The 19,897-nt window shown below is 35.1% G+C and carries 10 protein-coding genes; 2 read left to right on the forward strand and 8 right to left on the reverse strand.

All coding sequences use genetic code 11. The annotated features are described in order from the left end of the window. Positions 1 to 2 precede the first annotated feature (2 nt). On the forward strand, positions 3 to 1,979 hold the full coding sequence (locus tag EHQ31_RS00285; protein ID WP_135570742.1) for a glycoside hydrolase family 5 protein: 1,977 nt from the start codon (positions 3 to 5) through the stop codon (positions 1,977 to 1,979). Continuing rightward, complete coding sequence (locus EHQ31_RS00290; protein WP_135570744.1) at positions 1,976 to 3,832, forward strand: adenylate/guanylate cyclase domain-containing protein; 1,857 nt, start codon at positions 1,976 to 1,978, stop codon at positions 3,830 to 3,832. The genes EHQ31_RS00285 and EHQ31_RS00290 overlap by 4 nt, the downstream gene beginning before the upstream one ends. A 358-nt stretch (positions 3,833 to 4,190) precedes the next feature. On the opposite strand, the gene EHQ31_RS00295 is transcribed toward EHQ31_RS00290, so the two are convergent. The 8 genes from EHQ31_RS00295 to EHQ31_RS00330 form a co-directional block, all read right to left on the reverse strand. Continuing rightward, positions 4,191 to 4,658 carry a hypothetical protein gene (locus tag EHQ31_RS00295; protein WP_135582917.1) on the reverse strand — a complete coding sequence of 156 codons (468 nt, stop codon included), beginning with the start codon at positions 4,656 to 4,658 and terminating at the stop codon, positions 4,191 to 4,193. A gap of 198 nt (positions 4,659 to 4,856) precedes the next feature. Continuing rightward, positions 4,857 to 11,252: a TIGR04388 family protein gene (locus tag EHQ31_RS00300; RefSeq protein ID WP_135570748.1), complete on the reverse strand. Its 6,396-nt coding sequence runs from the start codon at positions 11,250 to 11,252 to the stop codon at positions 4,857 to 4,859. 24 nt (positions 11,253 to 11,276) lie between these two features. After that, complete coding sequence (locus EHQ31_RS00305; RefSeq protein ID WP_244247214.1) at positions 11,277 to 13,916, reverse strand: efflux RND transporter permease subunit; 2,640 nt, start codon at positions 13,914 to 13,916, stop codon at positions 11,277 to 11,279. Positions 13,917 to 13,951: 35 nt separating this feature from the next. Continuing rightward, positions 13,952 to 16,936 carry an efflux RND transporter permease subunit gene (locus EHQ31_RS00310; RefSeq protein WP_135570752.1) on the reverse strand — a complete coding sequence of 995 codons (2,985 nt, stop codon included), beginning with the start codon at positions 16,934 to 16,936 and terminating at the stop codon, positions 13,952 to 13,954. Next, positions 16,933 to 18,147 carry an efflux RND transporter periplasmic adaptor subunit gene (locus tag EHQ31_RS00315; RefSeq protein ID WP_244247215.1) on the reverse strand — a complete coding sequence of 405 codons (1,215 nt, stop codon included), beginning with the start codon at positions 18,145 to 18,147 and terminating at the stop codon, positions 16,933 to 16,935. The genes EHQ31_RS00310 and EHQ31_RS00315 overlap by 4 nt, the downstream gene beginning before the upstream one ends. A 185-nt stretch (positions 18,148 to 18,332) precedes the next feature. Beyond that, on the reverse strand, positions 18,333 to 18,965 hold the full coding sequence (locus EHQ31_RS00320; RefSeq protein WP_135570756.1) for a hypothetical protein: 633 nt from the start codon (positions 18,963 to 18,965) through the stop codon (positions 18,333 to 18,335). Then, complete coding sequence (locus tag EHQ31_RS00325; RefSeq protein ID WP_135570758.1) at positions 18,962 to 19,465, reverse strand: hypothetical protein; 504 nt, start codon at positions 19,463 to 19,465, stop codon at positions 18,962 to 18,964. Before EHQ31_RS00325 ends, EHQ31_RS00320 begins: the two co-directional genes overlap by 4 nt. Then, positions 19,462 to 19,896 carry a hypothetical protein gene (locus tag EHQ31_RS00330; protein ID WP_244247216.1) on the reverse strand — a complete coding sequence of 145 codons (435 nt, stop codon included), beginning with the start codon at positions 19,894 to 19,896 and terminating at the stop codon, positions 19,462 to 19,464. Before EHQ31_RS00330 ends, EHQ31_RS00325 begins: the two co-directional genes overlap by 4 nt. Position 19,897 lies beyond the last annotated feature (1 nt).

The raw sequence follows: 19,897 nt of genomic DNA on the forward strand, positions 1-19,897 counted from the left end.
TAATGGCACCAAAAAAACTCTCACCCCAAGGCGAATGGTTTGTAGATGCAACCGGAAGAAAAGTAATTTTAAGAGGAGTGAACTTAGGTGGAGACACAAAAGTTCCTTTTCCAAACGGTGGAACACAGTTTCCAACGGATTTTTCAGACCACAAAGAAGTGAGTTTTATTGGCCGACCTTTTCCTCTTTCTGAAGCTGATTCCCATTTCACAAGACTCAAAAAATGGGGATTTAATGTAATACGTTTATTAACCACTTGGGAAGCCGTAGAACATAAAGGACCGAATGAATACGACGAAGCTTATTTGGATTATTTCACAGAAATTGTTAGATTGGCTGGAGAATATGGATTTTATGTTTTTATAGATTTTCATCAAGATGTTTGGTCTCGTATGACCGGAGGTGACGGTGCCCCTGGTTGGATCTTCGAAAAATTGGGAATTGATTATCGAAAACTATCAGAGGCAGATGCAAGCATAGTCATGCAAAGAGCTTACGATTATTCAAAACCAGGAATTCGTCAGGAAGATAATTATCCAACCATGTGCTGGTCACAAAACTATCGTTATGCTGGAAATGGAATCCTTTGGACTTTGTTTTTCGGAGGAAAAGACTTTGCACCTAATTTTTTAATCGATGGGATAAACGTTCAAGACTACTTGCAAGGCCACTATTTGGGCTGTATGAAACAAATTGCTGAGCGAGTGAAAGACTTTGATTTTGTTTTAGGTTTTGATTCCCTAAACGAACCAGGAAAAGGTTTTATCGGTAGGGCCTTAAATGACCGAGGTCTTACCAACAAAGACGAGGATCCCGCCAAACCGGGCCTTGGTTGGTCTCCAATAGATGCTTTGTTTTCTTCTCATGGATATTCCGTAGATTTACCTTATCTTACTCTTAAAGTTTGGAAAGGCGGATTTGTTCCTACAAAAACTGTAACCGTAAATCAGAACAAGGTTTCTATTTGGCTACCAGAATCCCCGGGTGATCCCTTCCAATTAGAAGGCGCTTATACCATTACAAAAGATGGTACACCTTTTATCGAAAAAAATGATTTTTTTCAAACAGTCAATGGTAAAACCGTAGACTTTGATGCGGATTATCTTATTCCTTTTATGTGCACCGTTGGTAAAACGATTCAAGAAATCAGAAAAGATTGGATGGTTTTTATTGAAAGAGAAGCCTCTGACGCATTCACAAATCCTTATCTAAATGGAGAAGTTCCGAAACTATCGGTAAATGCAGCACATTGGTATGATATATTAACTCTCCTTTTCAAAACCTTTCTTTATCCCTTTGCGATTGATACTTTGACCAAACGTCCTGTATTTGGAAAGTCTGGAATCGAAGCCATGTATGTCAGGCAGCTAACTAGAGTTAAAAATACTGCCGATTCAGTTCCAGGTAAAATTCCAAGCCTGATTGGAGAATTTGGAATTCCTTTTGATCTGCAAGGTGGGAAGGCATACAAAGAATGGAAAAAAGGAAACCATTCTCCCAAAATTTGGAAACTTCATGTGATGGCTCTAAATTCCATGTACAATGCGATGGACCAACTCTTTTTATCAAATACACTTTGGAACTATACTGCATCCAACCAAAACGATTTAATGGTGGGAGATGGTTGGAACCAAGAAGACCTAAGTATTTTTTCGAAAGACCAGATCATCCCAGGTTCAGACCCCGATGTGTATGGGGGTGGAGGAAGAGCTATCGAAGGATTTTGTAGACCTTATGCTGCCTTTATCCAAGGAACACCCTTACAAATGAAATATAACTTAGAAAATAGAGAATTTTATTTGGAATGGATATCTGACCTTGCCATCGGAGAACCGTGTATCATCAAAGTCCCTCGCTTTGTTTACCCCAATGGCGTACAAATTGTACTTTCAAATGCGGAAAAAATTTCTGAAACAGAAGGGGAATTGGCAGTCAAAGGAAATGGAGGAAAGGCAACTCTCATCCTAAAACCATTATGATTGATTTAGAGTCTTTACTACAAAAATACCCTTGGGAAGATAGATGGAAATCTTTAGCAACACCAATTGATTCGCTTTGGGAGTTTGATCTCCCTGTGACAAGAGAAGAAATTTGGCCCCATTTGATCGATACTTCTGCTTTAAACCAAAGAGCAGGTATGCCTAGGTTCGAATACCACGAAAAAGACGGAAAACTCATAGGAAAAACCAGGCAAGTTGGTTTCCAATTGGAGTGGGAAGAAGTTCCTTGGGAATGGGAATATCTGAAAGAGATTGGGAACGCACGTATATATAAAAAAGGATTTGGATACTACGTCCGTAGCAGATTCATCTTAGAGACGTTAGGTGAATCTAGAAGCAAAGTTTATTTATACTTTGGATGGATTCCCAGAAATTTCTTTATGCGAAAACTTTTGGAATATGCAATGCCAAAACTAGAAGTGACCTATCGCAAAGCATTAAAAGATATAGCAGAGGAAACCAAACGTAAGAAACCGCAAAAAAATCTGATCTCAGGAAAAGAATTTTCTTTTACCCCCGAAGCTCAATGGATCCATCCGGAAAAACTAGAGAAAGAGACAGAAAATCTAATCAACAAAGGAGTTTCCAAAGAAACCATCTCCACTGTTTTCCAATGGATCAAATCTGCAACCGACAACGATTTAGACAGAATTCGCATAAAGGAAGTTAGTAGAAACCTAAAACTAGATCCTGATGAAGTATTATTTTTATTTTTACATGGTTGTCGTTTAGGTATATTTACACTGAGTTGGGATATTGTTTGTCCACATTGCCGTGGAGTACGTACAAGTCTCACTCGTCTGAGTGACTTACCATCAAAAGATGAATGCGAAGTCTGCGAAATTGATTTTGATACCACTGGTTTTAATTCCATAGAAGTAACATTCCACCTTCACCCAAGCATTCGAGTGATTGAAAAACAGTTTTATTGCGCGGCAGAACCCGCAACAAAACAACACATCCTTCTCACAAAAACAATCCCAGCAAAAAAATCTTACTCATCTAGTTTACTCGTTGGTCCTGGAGTGTTTCGATTAAGAAAAAAAGGTGATAAAAAATATCGACTCGTGGATATCAAACCCAGCCATAAACAAACAGACATTTTGTGGTTACCAGAAACCAAAGAAGAAGAAATCAAAGTTTCCCCAAAACCAAACTTAGTGTTTGAAAATGAATCTGACACTGACGTTACCATCATCCTAGAAGAAAGAAATGAAGACCAAACAAGCCTTCGACCTTCGGAAATATTCAACTACCAAGAATTTCGAGACTTATTCTCCGAAGAAGCCATTGCCACCAACTTACAATTAGACATCGGAATTAAAACCATCCTCTTCACAGATATAGTCGGTTCGACAAAGTTTTATGAAACAGAAGGAGACCACGGAGCATTTTTACAGGTGCGTGAACATTTTATCAAAACAAACCAAATTATACAAAATTTTAGGGGAGTGGTCGTAAAAACTATCGGAGATGCTGTTATGGCAAGTTTTTTTAGCCCCTTACAAGCATTAAAGGCCGCAAAGGAAATGCAAGAATGGTTTCATCCAGAAAACCAACATACACCCGTTAGGATCAGAATTTCAATCCATACAGGTAATTGCCTTGCCGTAAACCTGAATAGTAACATAGATTACTTTGGCAACACTGTCAATTACACCGCCAAACTCCAGTCAGTGACAAACTCCGGCGAAATTTCTTTTAGTGAAACGATTTTCCGCGACCGAGACATTCGAGAATACCTCCGAAGCGAATCCATCAAACTCCGAAAAATCGAATTCCCATTACCCTGGGCAGACCGCACTGATTTTGTCTATGTATGGAAGGTATAGAGTTTCTCATTTCCCACTCCCGACGACGAAACACCATGTTTCCTCTGAAAGACCAAGGCCTTCCCTAACCTAGCCTCATTGTGGAGACAAGATGATGCACTTTAAAGGAAAATTAGTTTCATCGCCTGGGTTGGCTTAAACCTATAGACACCTTGCGTTGGTTTGGTGGCAATCAATCCCTTCTAGAACCGACAAAGTTTTTATCGGAGATCCCATTCAAAATTAATTAACGCTAATATTTTACCTTAAGTTCGCTTCACTCATCGTCCAAGTCAAATTCGGTTTGCTTGTAACCTCGCTTCAATGGTAGCTGCGGATAAATATATGGCGCGGGGACATGAATTAATGTTTTTGAGACTCACTCCGAAAGAATCAGAGATATCTTATGCCAGACTTCTAAGTTTGGTAATGGTTTTGTTGTTTCTGCCAAAACAAACGATTTTGAGTCCCCATATACTGGAGAATTGTCAAGTGCAGAATGTCTTAAAACTTTCATTTCATTATTTGCAAATGTAAAATAAAGAAAGCTACCTTGACTATCAATGTTTAAGTTATTGATTTCACAATCAATTCTCTTGATTATGAATTCTTCCGTTTTTAAATCACTGCTATCAAGGGGATCTACAAATATATATTTACCGTCTTTGTGATAAATTTTCCCTTTTTGTTTCCAGACCGTTATCATACCATCTGGCCCATGATCTACGATTTTGATTTCTCCCCTTTTATCAATATGGTATTTCGTTTCATAGCTACCCCTATCCCATGTTTTTCCAAAAAAATAAGCTTCAATCCCTTTTGATTTAATTTCTTCTATGGCTTCCACACAAGTAAGTTCCTGCTTTTCTATTTTGCAAGGTTTCCCCCAATAAAAATCACCCTGGGCGATTTTCGGGCATTCACTTTTAATTTTTTCTAATTTCGTCTTAGGCTGTGCTATGTTTTCCCTACAAGTCCAGAATAAAGTGGCTAAGATGAGTAATCTTATGAGTCGTTTTGAATGTATATTCATACTTAAAATCTCCTATTGATCTTGCGGCTTTACCTTATAAAATTCACTTCGTTTTAGATAACTAGAGTCTGGATGACTGATCCAACGAGTTGCCGGCCCATGATTTAGATAGCTCTCAGAAATTTTATACTCAAATTGTCGAGTTTCTTCATTGTATCGCTTGTCTACAATGATATAAACATGATCTGATTTCATCGGTCCATGTTTATCCGGCTCCGGTTTTCTAGTTATCCCTATTTGGCCAACTTCCAAATCAGGCACTTTAAAACCGTCGCCTTTAACTGCATTTCCTGCTTCACTTGTAATAAGTGGACTTGTCCTCTCTAATAAATTAGATGCTTGTCTTAAAAACTCCACCCCGTTTCCATGAGCTTGCTTATTAGTAATCATTTCATTCATGCGATTAACATCATCAGCTAGCAGATAGGTATTTGTATTTAAGTTGGCAAAAGATCCAAAGCCAGTATATCCTGCAGCCGAGAATACTCCACCAATCCAGCGAATACAATCAGTCCCAGTGACAGCCCGAAATCCATTGGAATCAACAGTATTTGCACCTGATACTTCAAGTTTACCATTAATATCTAATTCTTGCGCGTAAGAAATTTTTCCATCCAAATTGGAACCCAGTATTTTTGCCACTGAAGCCAAATGCTCATTTAACTTCTTCTGATCTGACAAATCAACAACTTTGGATGCTTCACGAATTTCATTTCCCAATCTTTGGAAATATTCAGCATTTGTTTCTTTCGTTTTATCCTGAATTAAATTCACAGAAGACAGCGCGTCCGTCGAGGTTTTGTAACCACCTGCTGGTTCAGACCATAGTGGCTTCTTTTCTCTAGTACGTTTGTATTCCTCAAATTCAACGAGTGCTGCTCCACTTAAAGGTTTGTCCTTACCTCTTTTTTTTGTTAATAGGTTTTCCAAGTCGGTTGTCTCCGCACCCAATAATCTTAATTCTAAAAGCTTTTTCTCTGAAGTCAGCCTACTATCTTTTGAAAAATTTTCAAAAATACTATTTTTAACTGCTTCAATTTTATCAAAATCTTCCAATGCTTGGGCAGCAGATAGATTGGGATTATATTGTCCGCTGTTACTACTTGTAATTTCTTTTCCTATTGCATCAAATAGTTTAATTTTACCATTTGAATAACTAGTGCCAAATATGGATCGATTAATCTGGAAACATGTCTCCATGATCCTTCCGTCTTCTCTTAGAATCAGCGATTGTAATTCTCCATTTTTCTCTCTCACAAAGTAATCAGTTCCATTAATATTCTGTTTAACAAATTCGGAGCCATAAATATTGATTTTATCTTTTTTGTTGAAGTTTTCTACTTGATATTTAGTAAAGACAACTTCTCCGAATTTATTTTTCTCCCGATGATTTGTATCGCTGTTTTGAACATGACTACTTAAAGCAGTTTCATTCCCAAAAAATGAATTGATAGAACTAACAATTCCGAGTTGCATACCGTCTGCAGTTTTGTATTGTATACCAGCGAGAACATCCGCTTGGTGTAGAGCAGCTACTTCATCAGCTGTATATAACTTTCCAGTCTCCGAAACATATTTGTCTGTGGAGGAATCATAGACCAAACTTCTATTGGCTGCACCTGCCTCTACGTCCTTCTGGAACTCATCAATCGTTGTAACATTTTCACTTTTAAATTCAAAAGCCGGAATATCAACCCTGCCAACTCCTACTTGATCTGAAATTTCTGGATTCGACAGATCAATAACATTGGAATGGGCCAATTCTGAATCTAAGTGATCTGTAGATCTTTCTGGCGGTTCATCACCCTCTCCTTCTACCTCCTTCCTGCGCTCCCTCTCAATACCTTCAACACCTACCGTATTTGTTGCTGCTCCTTGCGAAGGAAGAGGAGTGCCACCTAAAAATAGTTTGGTGGCCAAGGTGGTAGCACCAGCCAGTAAACCAACAAGTGCCAACCCTGCATCTGAAAAATCTTGAAACAAATCAGCCTCTGGATCAGGACTATCTTTTTCAGTCGACGAAGTAACCTTATTCCCTATTTCACTTGCATCTTGAGCTGCATTGATATTCTGTTCGGCGAAGTTCATTTCATCCATCTGGAATCCAGTAGAACCATTCGTTGCAATGCTAACACCGGTCATTTCTGCAGACGTAGACAATCCATCTTTATTAATGGTAGAGGTTAATCCCAGTGTAGAATTTGGATTCGTATAACCAATACCTCCACTCAAACCACCTCCATTAAAATCATACATCATAGTAAAATTCCAATCCTTCCTTGGACCCTGACCTGTAGGATTATAGTTTAAACCTAAGTTTGTGGCTCCATTGGTTGTGAGATCTGCCGTGAGTTGCACCCCACCATTCAAAGACTGAGAACCTTGTAAAGTAGTATCTCCATTCTCGGAAAAACTAACACTCAAATTACTAATAGTGTTTCCAATTCCCAGAGAACCACCCCAACCATTTTTATCGGAATAAGTAATACCAATCCCCGGAACCAAACCTTTAAAAAATTCAGATTGGATTTTTCCAATACCTTGTGTAACCCCACCTAAAACTCCGTTTGCAAAACCTGCGATAGCTCCTTTAGGTCCTTCATGACTTCCAGCGACTGTCTGTACCAAGGTGGTAGCTGCCACTTGCCCAATTTGAGTCGTAGCAGGAAGTATTCCATTCGTTATAGTGCTGACTGCTTTTCCGATATTGGAAAGTGCAGAACTAACGCCTGATAAAGCTCCGCTTGCTCCCAAAGTTATCGCAACAGAGGCTGCATTCACTACTGTTTGTCTTACTGCTTTCGATCTGGCTTTTTTATCTGTTTTTTGTTTTTGATAAGAAGCATAATGGGAATCGACAATCTGTCCAATGGCTGTCTCTGAAACACCCAAAGATTTTGCCAATTCTTTTGAAAGGGCTTTTTTCCCAAGGTCTTCGATAACTGCCTTTGAATCGTGAAGGTCTAAGTAGGCACTTTGGTGTTGAGTCCAACTCGGCTGCATTCCCAATGCCTGCAAAGTATAACCAAAGCTAACTTTATTAAATGAGTTTTGATTTAAATTCCCCGCATTGATAATTCCATTCGTATCTTGCAGAATTACTTGAATTTCATCTTCTGGCATTCCCAAAGCAACAATTGCCGTTTTTGCAATTCCACCAATGGCTCCCACAATTTGTGATCCAAAATCGAAAATGGGATTTTTTCCCATATCCTTATTTGCTTGTTTCGCCTTCATCTGACTATATTTATCACCAATAAATTTTGAAATCGCTTCTACTGGCATCCCCGTGCTCTTAGCGATTGCTGTGGAAATCCCATTTTGAACTAACATCAGTTCATTTGCTTTTATTTCTTCTAAACGTTTACCAGTCCCTGCAATTTGATCATTTGTTTTATTAAATTGTTTTTCCCCAACTAAAGTTTTATAGGCCGCCATTGAAGGTGCCTGTATCAAACTTAATGCAGAAGATGTTAAACCAAGAGTACCGGCGTCCAAAACCTTTAATGTTGTCGTAAATGTTTTAGCATATATCGACTCGAAAGCTTGGATAGGATTTTTAATTGATATATATTGATCGCGAGACTGAATTTTTTTGGCGGACATTTTCCCTCTCATAAAATCAATCAACATGGATGCTGTTTGAATATCCGATTCACTCCCACCAGTTGCGGTTATCCAGGCTTTTGCAATTTCACTATTAATGGTAGACTCTAGTTTTCCAGTTAAGGAAGTTTTCACGCCGGCAGCACCTCCAGTTAAATACGCCACTGCCAATTCTTGAAAAATGGAATCCGCATTTTCTTGTGATTCTTTTCTTTCTAAAAATAATTCCTTATTACGATTATCTTTCTCTTGTATAGAAACCAAATTTGAATTTATAAATTGTTTATCTTTTTGAAGAGAATGTGTTAAAAAAGATTCAGTGATTTCCGATTTTTTTTGGTATAAAGAAGCCCAGTCGTCTTCTTCCCAAATCGTAAAAAAATCATTCGTTTTGGCTACCTGTAATTTTTCCAAAGAACTTAACTGAACATAACGTACTTCGTCCATTTTCCCAGCAGTGTATTGCCCATCAGAATTTTTTCCTGCAAGTAAACCGTTATGAATTTCTTTTTTTAAAGTAAGAACACCATTTCTCGTATCGATGACGGTATCATATTCCTTTTTTAATAATGACTGACAAACGTTCTGCTCTGGATTTTCATAACAGGTTCCAAACCGGTTTTGTTCCTCTTTAGATAGTTGATTTACATCATAGTTCCCAAGTAGAATTTTTTCTTCCTTAGTTAATTCCCTTCCCCCCAAAGAATCCCAGCGAATTTCATAAGCCATTTGGTTTACTAGTTTCTTTTGCTCTAACTGTTTTAACTCTTCTAAATCAGTATTCATCTGTAAGACTGATGCATATTGACTTACACCTACGATGCTTCTTTGTAATTCAAACAAAAGATTACTGCTACCAATTGTTATGCCATCTATTGCCCCATTAAAATTACTTAAATCTTGAAATTCAGAAAATTTTGAATCTTGAAACGGTACTGATTTTTGACTAGGAGACCAAGATGAAATCTCCGGATTAATCATTTCAGTTTCTTTCCCGCTTTTATATAAATCTGTCCATGAACGAATCCCGTTTCGTTTTTCATCCTCTAGACGTTGCAACCAATCTTCTTTGGATCTTTCCAATTCCATTCGATTGGCTTCTAGTTTGGCAGTAGCCTCAGCTAATAAATTTTCACGATTATCCTTCCAACTTTCATAAAAATCCGAGTATTCTTTCACTTTTGTTTCCCAATGAGAAACTGCAGGCAACAAAATATCCTGGAAATGATCCCTCTGTCCACCTAACTGAGAATAATTTCCATTCCAATATAATGATGTTTGATATGAATTATCATCGTACATTTCGTATAGGACTGAATACCCGATTGCACCCATCTGAAATTCAGCTCTCTTTTGGTCTGACATAGAAACACTTCTCTCCGCCATCCAATACCCATATTTGCTACCTCCATCTAACAATAAATTTCCGGAAGTATGGTGCGCCTTGTCAAAAGGAACATAAAAACCTCCAAAATTTTCGTTATTAATAAAATTATATGCATCCGTATACAAATTGGCAGATATCATTGATTGGACACGTCTGCCTTCACCTAACTTACTATTTATAACAGATATTAAAGTCTGAAAATCAGAATAATGGATTGATTGAAATATTACTCGTAATTCTGGGTCATAAACTCGACCAAAATAACCAACTTCTCCAGGACCACCCGCCAACCAATTTTCGTATCGTTTATCGGAAGATAGTTGCCAGAAAGATTGATATCTAAGATTCCATAGCGCACCACCTAAATCAAATTTTGTTTTCGTTTGGTCTAAATTTATTTGAAATCCCGTTTGATATGTATAAATTTGATCGTTATAAAATGTATACTCTGTAAATGCTTTATTTGTTTCATTAGATAAAAAATCCTTAATTTTTGTGGAAACTAAAGTAAGGATAGAATCTGGATCAATATTTGGCCCATTTAGCTCTTCAGTTAGATCCAAAAGAAACTTAGAAAACAACTTACCTGCTTCATTAAAACTACCATCAAAATTTTTAAACTGGCATCCTGTATCTACGGAACATTCAGAATCCAATCCAAGTTTCAATTGTGATACCATATCTTTTAACGCGAACTTAATTGTTTCTTTATATGAATTAATTGCCTCTAAATTTTCCGCAAATCGACTTTCTGTATCAGATAAAGATTGAAGATAATCCTGATAATCACTTTCCAATTCCGTAAACGAATTTGCAAAATCATCTAAGCCTTGTTGCCTAGTTTGATTCCATTGAAACTCCCAATCCCTCGCTGATTCCAAAATTCGATTTCTATTCTCTGCGACCTTCATTTCTTCAATTGTATATTCCTCATACATTGAAACTTGACCAATCCGTTGAAAATAAAGGGAATCCACTCTACCGGTTTCTAATTTTTGTAGAAATGAATTTCGATTTTCAAAATAATCATCAATTAAGTCCCGCTCCCACGCAGAATAAAAAACTGCAATTTCCGAAAATAAAGATTTCCTCCGTTCATCTAAGTAACCTTCATTATTTATAAATGCATCAGACCCATTTTCCAAGGTTAACATTTGTTCAACCACAGAATCGGCTGCCACTTTCCAGTTAGCCATTGATTGGTATAAAACCTCTTGCACTTTATATTCCCACTCATCCAACGATTTTGAAAAATAAACACCGCCATAAAACTCGGAGTATTCGGTAGACTGGTAAACAGGTGGATTCCAAGTTTCCGAAAGTGACTGACCGTAAATTGTGTAAGTAAAAAAAATGCAATTGGAAACTAAGAAATTAAATATAATACGATGTCTTAACGAAAGTTGAGAATACATAAAGAACCTCAACTTTCTGAGGTATTAAAATGTTGTTTTGGTCTTAAATAAATCTAAAATAGAAAATAATTTAAATTTCATTAGTATAAAAAGAGAAACTAGAAGTAGGCCTTCGAATAAAAACTTACCACCTTCTCCTGGAAACAAATATGCAATCAAAACGAGGAAAATCAAAGGGATACAATGTTTAAGATAGTTTATATAATCTCTAGACCATATTTCGAAAATTACTAACGTAATAGAAGTGGCTCCAAATAATAAGTATTCATCACCAAAAATAGATATCTGAATTCGAAATAAAAACAAAAAAAGAATTAAAATCATCCACGAATGCAACTTAGATTTTTTACGAAAACTATATATAAAAATCCAAATAAATAAAAATATGGCTCTGGATTTCGTTTCCGATTTTTTTTGCGGAGAAATTTCAGATAATCTTACTGGGCCTTCACTTAGAAGTTTATTAATTTTAGATTCTAACTCATTCCAATGAATATTCTCTCCTTTCACTAAAAGTTCCAAACTCGTATCTCCATTTTTATGATAAATCCTTCCTGGAGTTTTTATTTCTTTATAATGAGAAATGGATTTATCGAACAATGTAATACCATTCGATAATTTGACACCCTTCCCACTGTAATTTTCAACTTCTTTGTTTTGTTTTACTAAAAATCGAATGTCAGTTAATTTCTTATCAATTAACATTCTACCAACTATGGCTGACTGTAAATCCAACGAACGTTCACTTACCAACTCTTCCTTACCAAAGTTTAAAAAGCTTCCGAATTTCGCATTTGACTGCAATTCCAAACCATCTACAGAAGGCTGAAAACACAAAATAACTTCGGTTACACCAGGGAAGTTCCGAATCCAAGGAACCAGAGGTAGAATATTTCTTTCTAAAATTGAAGTTTCTGCATTGGAAAACCGCAAAATATGACCTGAGTTTACTATTGACTCTCCCAAAACATGAAAATAACCTGATTCCGATGGTAAATTTCTCATTCCGTTACTAACACCTAACTCATTTAAACGAAAATAAAAATCAGCATTTGTCGCACTCTGCTTCACTACTAGTAAATCGGTTAAATTTCTTTCTAAAATTACATCTTCTACCTGTTTGGTGATACGTAAGGTTTCCTGCTCAGGGATAGAAGTTGGGAATTCCAATCTTGCCATTTGGATCGATCCATTTGGGATTGTTAACGAATACAAAGAAATACTAGAAAAAAAGGAAAAAAGAATCCCCATCGCAAAAAATACAAAAATCCCTAATACCTTAAAAAGTGATTTGGATTGTTTTGACTGATCCAAAACTTTCCTAAGAAAGTAAAAGGATGTATCAAACAAACGGAACTTAAACTGAGGGAAAGGAATGCGAACAAAATGTCCAAATAAACTATTAAGAAAGGATATAGAAATATAAAAATACAAATTGGCCAACAAAATAAGACCAAAAACTTTAGGGATCCAATCAAGATAAACAAAGAGAAAAAAGATAAAAAGAGAATACGATACCTTTTTATTCCAAAAACTAATCCTTTTAGAAGAAACAAATGCAAAAAAATATTTCCATACAATGAATAGAAAAAAATTCATTTTTCCCAAAGGGTAGGCAAAAATAGAACATACACTTAGAAATAATAAAAGCGAAGTGTAATAAGAAAAAAAATATACAGCTAGATGGAACCTTTCTAAGTTTAAGTAGGAAGAAAAAATAATTAAAACTAAATCTACCGAAATTAATATAATTATAAATCTTATGAATTCATTCACTAATTCCTGATGACTAGAATACAAAAGAATCCAATCATTATATTCAGCGAGAATTGGTTTCAGTTCGTTTGTAAGATGATAAAGAGAAGTAGCGCTTTCTGCGTTTAAAATCATTGTTTCCGAACTGGCTCCATTAATTCTTGTTCCGTGCCGCACCGCTCTTTCTTCAAATGCGACTTTTCCCAAGGATGAAAATTTAATTCCTTCCCCCAATCGAGATGGTAATCCTAATTTTGAAAAAGATTCCTTATTAGGCGGATAGTCTTTTGGGAACCAAATCCCAAGTGATTCATCCAATTGAAAACCCCATTGAAAATTCCTAATCGTAGTAAATATTTGTGATAAAGAAGGAAATTCTTGAGTTTGAATCCAATCTGAGTAAATCTGAACTAAGATTTCCCTTTCTTTATGGGAATAATGCACCAAAGATTCTAGTCCCGAAATATTACGTATTTTTTGCTCTAGTCCTTTTCTATTTTTTGTAGGGTCATTTCTTATATTTTGCAATATTAAAATATACTGATTCTCCAACCTACCTAATTTGATTCTAGGAAAAAGAGAATCCTCTGGAAATCTATGCCTTTGTAATAGATATTCATTTCGAATGGATTGAATTACATTTTGTATTTCTATTCCTTCCCTTAATTCTAGCCGAATTAAGGAACTCCCTACTTCCGAAATGGATTCAATGCTTTTATATCCAGAAATAGATTTTAGAATTTGTTCCCAAGGTTTAGTTATTTTTTCTTCTACCTGAATTGCCGTTTTATTTGGCCAATTAACTGTAATTTGAATCGTTTTTGAAATTTCAGGTGATATTTCATCTGCAAATGTTAGTTTATCGATACAAAAAACTGAAACTAATACAATAAATATTGCAACGGCCAATAAACGATATCGGAAACAGCGAATCCAGGCCCTACTCATAATACCTTTTCCAAATACTTTTCAAACAAACTAGGATAAATATAAAAAACAAAAAATATAGAGATTGGAATACCAACAAACATTGTTAAAGCGATTGCTTTTGAAAATTCAGATCCGACTATACCAAAAGCAATAACCGGGAATATACCCATTAATGTTGTTCCTGAATTTAATAATATAGGCCATAGCAACCACCTAAAGGTAAATTCTCTTCTTCTGGAACTTGAAACTCCCTGAGGGGTTTCCATCCATCTCTCACCAAACAAAGAAATACTATCAATAGATAACCCCAATAAAATAATCAGGCCAATGTAATGGCCCAAATGGAATTCGCGAAAAAAAATAAAAACAAAAGAAACGGCGACACACAAATATAACAGAGAAATTGATAAATAAAAAAAAGGGATTCGAAAGGATTCGTAAATTCCTACTAAAGCCAAATAGATAAATATAAAAGAAAGAAGCAAAAGAACCAACAGAATTTGAAAAAACTTCTTTATTTCATTTTGCGCAGAAAAATGAATCACTGACAATCCACTCTTTGAATTCAAAAGATTTGCGTTAGGTTCTACTTTATCCCCTAACCATTCCATATAAAACAAACCTGATTCCCTACGATATTCAGAATAACTACTCTCTTTCTTTGAAGTAAAAAGAGAGCCAATAAAGGTAGTTTCATAAGTTCTAGTTTTAAAACTGATTCGTCTGGAATCTTCCTTTGTTCCGAAATCAATTCCACTTGCATCCACTCTCAGATACAAATCTCTTTTTGAAGTTTCGCCCATAGTTCCCAAAAACTTAGGACTCATTTGGTATAAGATTCTTTGTTTTAAATCCTCTTCATTCGGAATCAATTCAGAAATCGGAATTTGGTTGCGAGACCATTCTTCCATTGTAATTAGTTTTGGAAAAAAATCGAAACCACCAACCAACCCAAGTTTAAAAGTTTTATCTTTAAATTCTTTAGAATATTTTAATAATTCATCAAAACTTTCGTGAAGAAACACTGTTGAATCTTTTGGGATAAAAGGTAATGCAATAGAAACTTGAGTTTCAATTGGTAACAATTTCCAATCCCATTTCGAAGAAGACAATAATTCACCTAACACATTTTCTAATAATTCGGAACTCTCAAATCCAATAAGTTTCCACTGAAGCGGAATTGCTTTTTCTGGATTTTTTCTCTTTGTTTCTAATGAATTCAAAGGGAAAACTAAAATCGGATGTTCTGGATTTAAGTCTCTTATTTTTGTTTGTAATTCATTAACTGCACTTAACTCTTCTGTTAGTGGAAGATTTGCTTTTGGTGTCATTTGTAAATTAAAACCAAGAATTGGTTGTTTCGGAAATACTTTCCAATCAAACCTAAAACAAATAAAACAAATCGGGACCAGAACAAATACAAGGAATGCTAAATTCCTTTTTTGAAACCCATTCCATAACTCATATATTTTTTCATATTTTGAGAATAGAAGATTTTCTAAATTAAGGTCAGCCTCTGCCTCGTTCAATGAATTTGCGAAAGATACTGTGACTAAGGGGACAATCCACAATGAAGAAACTAAGGAACAGAAAACTAAAAGAGCAATACAGACTCCCGAATCAAAGAAAAAATGTTTCCATTCCATCGGGTAAACCAATAGCGGAATAAAAACAACCATAGTAGTAATTGAAGAAGAAAATAAAGAAATAAATACGGACCGAATACCCTTAGCGATGGAATCAGATAAGACTATATTATCACCAATTTGTTTACGAATAGAAAAAACTATCAAATTACTTGCATCAAATAACATACCAATCCCGACGGAAATGCCACCTAAGCTAAGTAAATTGATCGAAATAGAAAAAAATAAAACGAAATGAAAGAATAAGATAAGTGAAGAGACTACCGATATTAATAAAATAATGGCAGGTACCGCATTCCGATAAATTAGAAATGAAAATATAAAAGCAAAAACCAAACTCCAAACTAAATTAAACCCAAATTGTTTTAACTGAACACGCAATTCATTTGATGCATCAAAAGAAACGATTGGCGATTTGATAAAATTTGAATTCTGAATTATTTTTTGAACTTCCGAAGAGACACGTAAGGGATTTGCCGACTGATCCGCGAAAACTGCAATATAAATAACATTTTTTCCATTCAAACTAGTTAGTTTCTCTTGCGGTGATTCAGACTCAATAATAGTGGCGATCTGTCCGAGATTTACGGAATTCCCATTTCCTAAACTAATTGGGAATTTGGAAATATCGTCCATTGTCTGAATATCTGATGAAAACTTTAGTTCAGTATCCTTGGTATATCCTTCAATTTTACCAAGTGATCCTCCTCGCATTGCAGTTTGGATTTGAGATTCCATATCACGAATGTTAATCGGAAATACATCCAATATATGTGATTTAAGTGAAATAAATATAGAATGTTTTGGTTTTCCCTGTAAGCGAACTTCCGTAACACCAGAAATTCTTTCCAATTGGAAAACAAATTGTTGTAAATAAAAATCGAAACTAGAGGAATTTTTTCCGTAATCGCGAGGAATTAGTATTTCAAAAAAAGGTCTTTCCTTTGAATCTCCAAGCAACAATCGCGGTGTTTCTACACCTAACGGTAGCTTATCTTTCATTTCCAATATATTCTGATACAATTGGTCTTTAAATTCAGCAACGGAAGCACCAAATTGTAAATCAATTTGCACTACTGACTTTCCATGTTCTGAACCGGTGCGTATACGTTTGACCGATTTTACAGAAGACACCATATCCGAAATAGGAACACTTACCGATAAATCCGTATCTTCTGCGGAATGATTCGGATATTCCGTCACTATATAATAACGTATTGGTGTTAACTTAGGTAATAACCAAATTTCTAATTCTGGAATTCTAAAAATAACTCCGAGCAAACTACAAAAAAATATAACCCAATGTAACTTTTTATGTTTAAACAATGATAGGACGTATTTTTCAAGTATCATAAGGACAAACTTGATTCAACTTCATCATCCAGAGAAAGCCCTGATAGAATTTCTAATTCACTTTGTAAATATGGTTTGAATTGAACGTATCTTTTGGTACTTCTACCATCTTTTCCCTTCACATTCACATAAAATCCACTGGTTTCATCTCCTTGAAGGCAAGATGCTGGAATTAAAATTTTTTCCGTAATTTCAGAAAGTTTGACTTGGACAAGTCCAAACATTCCAGGCAATATATTGTTTTGTTTTACCTCTAACCTTACCTTAATCCCAACACTATGCGATCTTGGATCCAAATATCCACCAACCAAGTCCAATTTACCTTTGATAGCTGGGAAATTCGCGGAAGATGGTAGAAAATAAATTTCTTTGCCTGGCGTAAAATAAGATAAATCTGATTCGTTAATTTGGAATCCTGCCGATAATTCTCCTTTCTCTATTAGAACCATCACTGGAGCTTGCGTGGTTAATTCTCCTTCCTTCGCATGAATTTTTAATATTTTCCCAGATTTAGGTGCTCGTAACTTAGTTTCAGATAACAATTGTTCATTTGACTTAATTTGATTTTTGATGATTTTAAGATGTGACTGGCTTAATTCAAATTCTGTTTTTTCTAACGTTGTATTTTTCTTTCTCCAAATTTTTAGCTTTTCATCAAAACTAAGATTATCCGTTTCTAAATCCAAATTAATTCCAGATAATAAATTTTCACGATCTCGAATTAGGTTCTTATATTGGGTTTCTTTTGATAACTCATCCTGTTTTAATTTTTCTAACTCTGATAAAGATACAAATCCCTGTTTCCAAAGTATGATTTTTTTCTCTTTTTGGTCTTTGCTTAAAACCCATTCTTTTTCAGCTAATTCGACCCACTCCGTTTTTTTGTCGATCTCTCTAAGTTTTACATCTACTTGTTTCTCTGCCAACTTCCACTTTTCTAATGCAATTGCAGCATTCGATTCAGAAACTTGTGCGGAAAGACGTAACCTTTCACCTTCCAAACGCAACAATTCATCGTCGATTTCCAGTAAGATCTGCCCTTCTTTAACAACAGAACCTTCTACGACATATATTTTCCGGATCCGACCAGTTTGTTTATTATGTAATTGAATTTCATTTGTGGGTTCCACTACCGCCGGATATTCAATTACTTTATTTTCTTCCAATAATCTAGGTTTTTGATACACCAAACTTTGTTTTGGTGATTCCATTGCTGAAACTTCAGAAAAGGAATTCCTGTAGTTGGGGTAATATAAATATTTTACTAACAACGGGAATCGATTTCGAGTTTCCAAATTGGAAAAAAAAGTATATAATGCCGATGAAAGTAGGTATACAACTCCTACCAAAAACAGTTTACGCAGCAAAACTTTAATTGTAACCATTTGATACGTCTTCATACATTTGTTAATGCCAAAACAAAAAATATAAATAGTATAGGATTTACATAACCCAAACTATGGGACAAAAATGTGATGGAATGGTCGTTCGGAACAAATATCCTTTTATATAAATCTCCGTTTTGAATGATATAGAGCAAAAATAAACTAGTCCAAAACAGAACAACTAATACTGGGTAAAAGTTTCTATCTTGAAAAAATCCCAAAAGTTGGTTTCCCATGAATAGGATACAGATAAAGAAAAAAAACTGCCTCACTAAACTCTTAAAAAAAATAGTAATTTTTGATTTAAATATTAACTTCGCATTTTTCCCCAGCGAAAATAAAAAATTGATACATAAGGAAATAAAAAGATACAAAACAAAAACAAATAAAGCACTCACTATTTGGAAAGGATATAAACTCCAAAGAGAAATCTGTTTGCCAGAATGAATTGCATGTAATTCCAAATTCCGATTGAAACTCATAAATTCAGACCAATTCCAAATACAATGGAAGGCATAAAGAACGAGATAGAAGAATAAAAAAGAAAACGGAGACTTATAAATATCTTTTATTATATTTTTTACCCTTCCTCTTAGATTCTGAATTTTTTTACCAATCAATTGATATAAACTAAACCAATTCATTTATTTTCCCCCAACTCCTTGATTAATCTATCCAAGTGGGTTTGGAATTGTTTACCTTGGGCCAAAATAAGTTTTTTCTCTTGGAGGCGATTTTTATTTTTTGTAAATTTTATGTATAACAAACAAGCTTCTGGGGAAACAGACAATAACTCTATAAGTTTAGATTCATCTTCAGAGGAAACTGCCACTGGTGTTTTCGATAGTAGGACTGCTTTAAAATATAGCAAAACAAGTTCAGGAGTTTTGTTTTGGACCGAAACCCAATGCGAAAAAAAATCCTTCCAATTGGCTTGATAAAATAAAGTTTTTATATACAAAACTTCTTCTTCGTTCGTAAACTTCCGATTCTCCTGAATTTCCTTTAACATAGAACTTACTACCGTTAAGTGACCAGACCGGTATGCTTCGGTGAGTAAATTTATTTCTTTTTTATCGTTTGGCGAGTTAAAACAAGATAAACAGGTTATAATCAAAAACATAAGACTAAATAGTTTTTTCATTTTTCCCCTTCTAAACTGTATCGAATTGAATCATAAAAGGGGATAGGTGTGTCGGGATTCCAAGTCCAATCGAAACGATTGACTTCATTTTTATCTAACCGAATCCAGAACATTCGAATTTCTTTCGACTTGTTTTCTGAAGAGAAATTATACCTTAATAAAAAGATACCACTAGCATCTATTAATTCTGCACGTTCCTTCCAAATTTGAATTCTTGGTCGATCTTCTTGCCATTGTGTTTTTATTTTTTTTTGAAATATTTCGAGATTATCTTTTGTTACAGTGTTCACAGAGGAATCTTCCCATATTTTTTCACTGATAACTAAAGAGTATCCCAACTCTTCTAATTTTTCGTAAATCAATTGATTCGCATTGTTGATTTCTTCATAAGAATCATAAAAAAATGGGGAAGTAATATTTACAAAAAGCATC

This window comes from Leptospira montravelensis, from assembly GCF_004770045.1.
Lineage (GTDB): Bacteria > Spirochaetota > Leptospiria > Leptospirales > Leptospiraceae > Leptospira_A > Leptospira_A montravelensis.

Excerpts from the sequence above, each read along its gene's own strand:
- EHQ31_RS00285 (WP_135570742.1), top strand. The coding sequence starts at position 3 with ATGGCACCAAAAAAACTCTCACCCCAAGGCGAATGGTTTGTAGATGCA.
- EHQ31_RS00290 (WP_135570744.1), top strand. The coding sequence starts at position 1,976 with ATGATTGATTTAGAGTCTTTACTACAAAAATACCCTTGGGAAGATAGA.
- EHQ31_RS00300 (WP_135570748.1), bottom strand. The coding sequence starts at position 11,252 with ATGTATTCTCAACTTTCGTTAAGACATCGTATTATATTTAATTTCTTA.
- EHQ31_RS00310 (WP_135570752.1), bottom strand. The coding sequence starts at position 16,936 with ATGATACTTGAAAAATACGTCCTATCATTGTTTAAACATAAAAAGTTA.
- EHQ31_RS00315 (WP_244247215.1), bottom strand. The coding sequence starts at position 18,147 with ATGGAATCACCAAAACAAAGTTTGGTGTATCAAAAACCTAGATTATTG.
- EHQ31_RS00320 (WP_135570756.1), bottom strand. The coding sequence starts at position 18,965 with ATGAATTGGTTTAGTTTATATCAATTGATTGGTAAAAAAATTCAGAAT.
- EHQ31_RS00325 (WP_135570758.1), bottom strand. The coding sequence starts at position 19,465 with ATGAAAAAACTATTTAGTCTTATGTTTTTGATTATAACCTGTTTATCT.
- EHQ31_RS00330 (WP_244247216.1), bottom strand. The coding sequence starts at position 19,896 with ATGCTTTTTGTAAATATTACTTCCCCATTTTTTTATGATTCTTATGAA.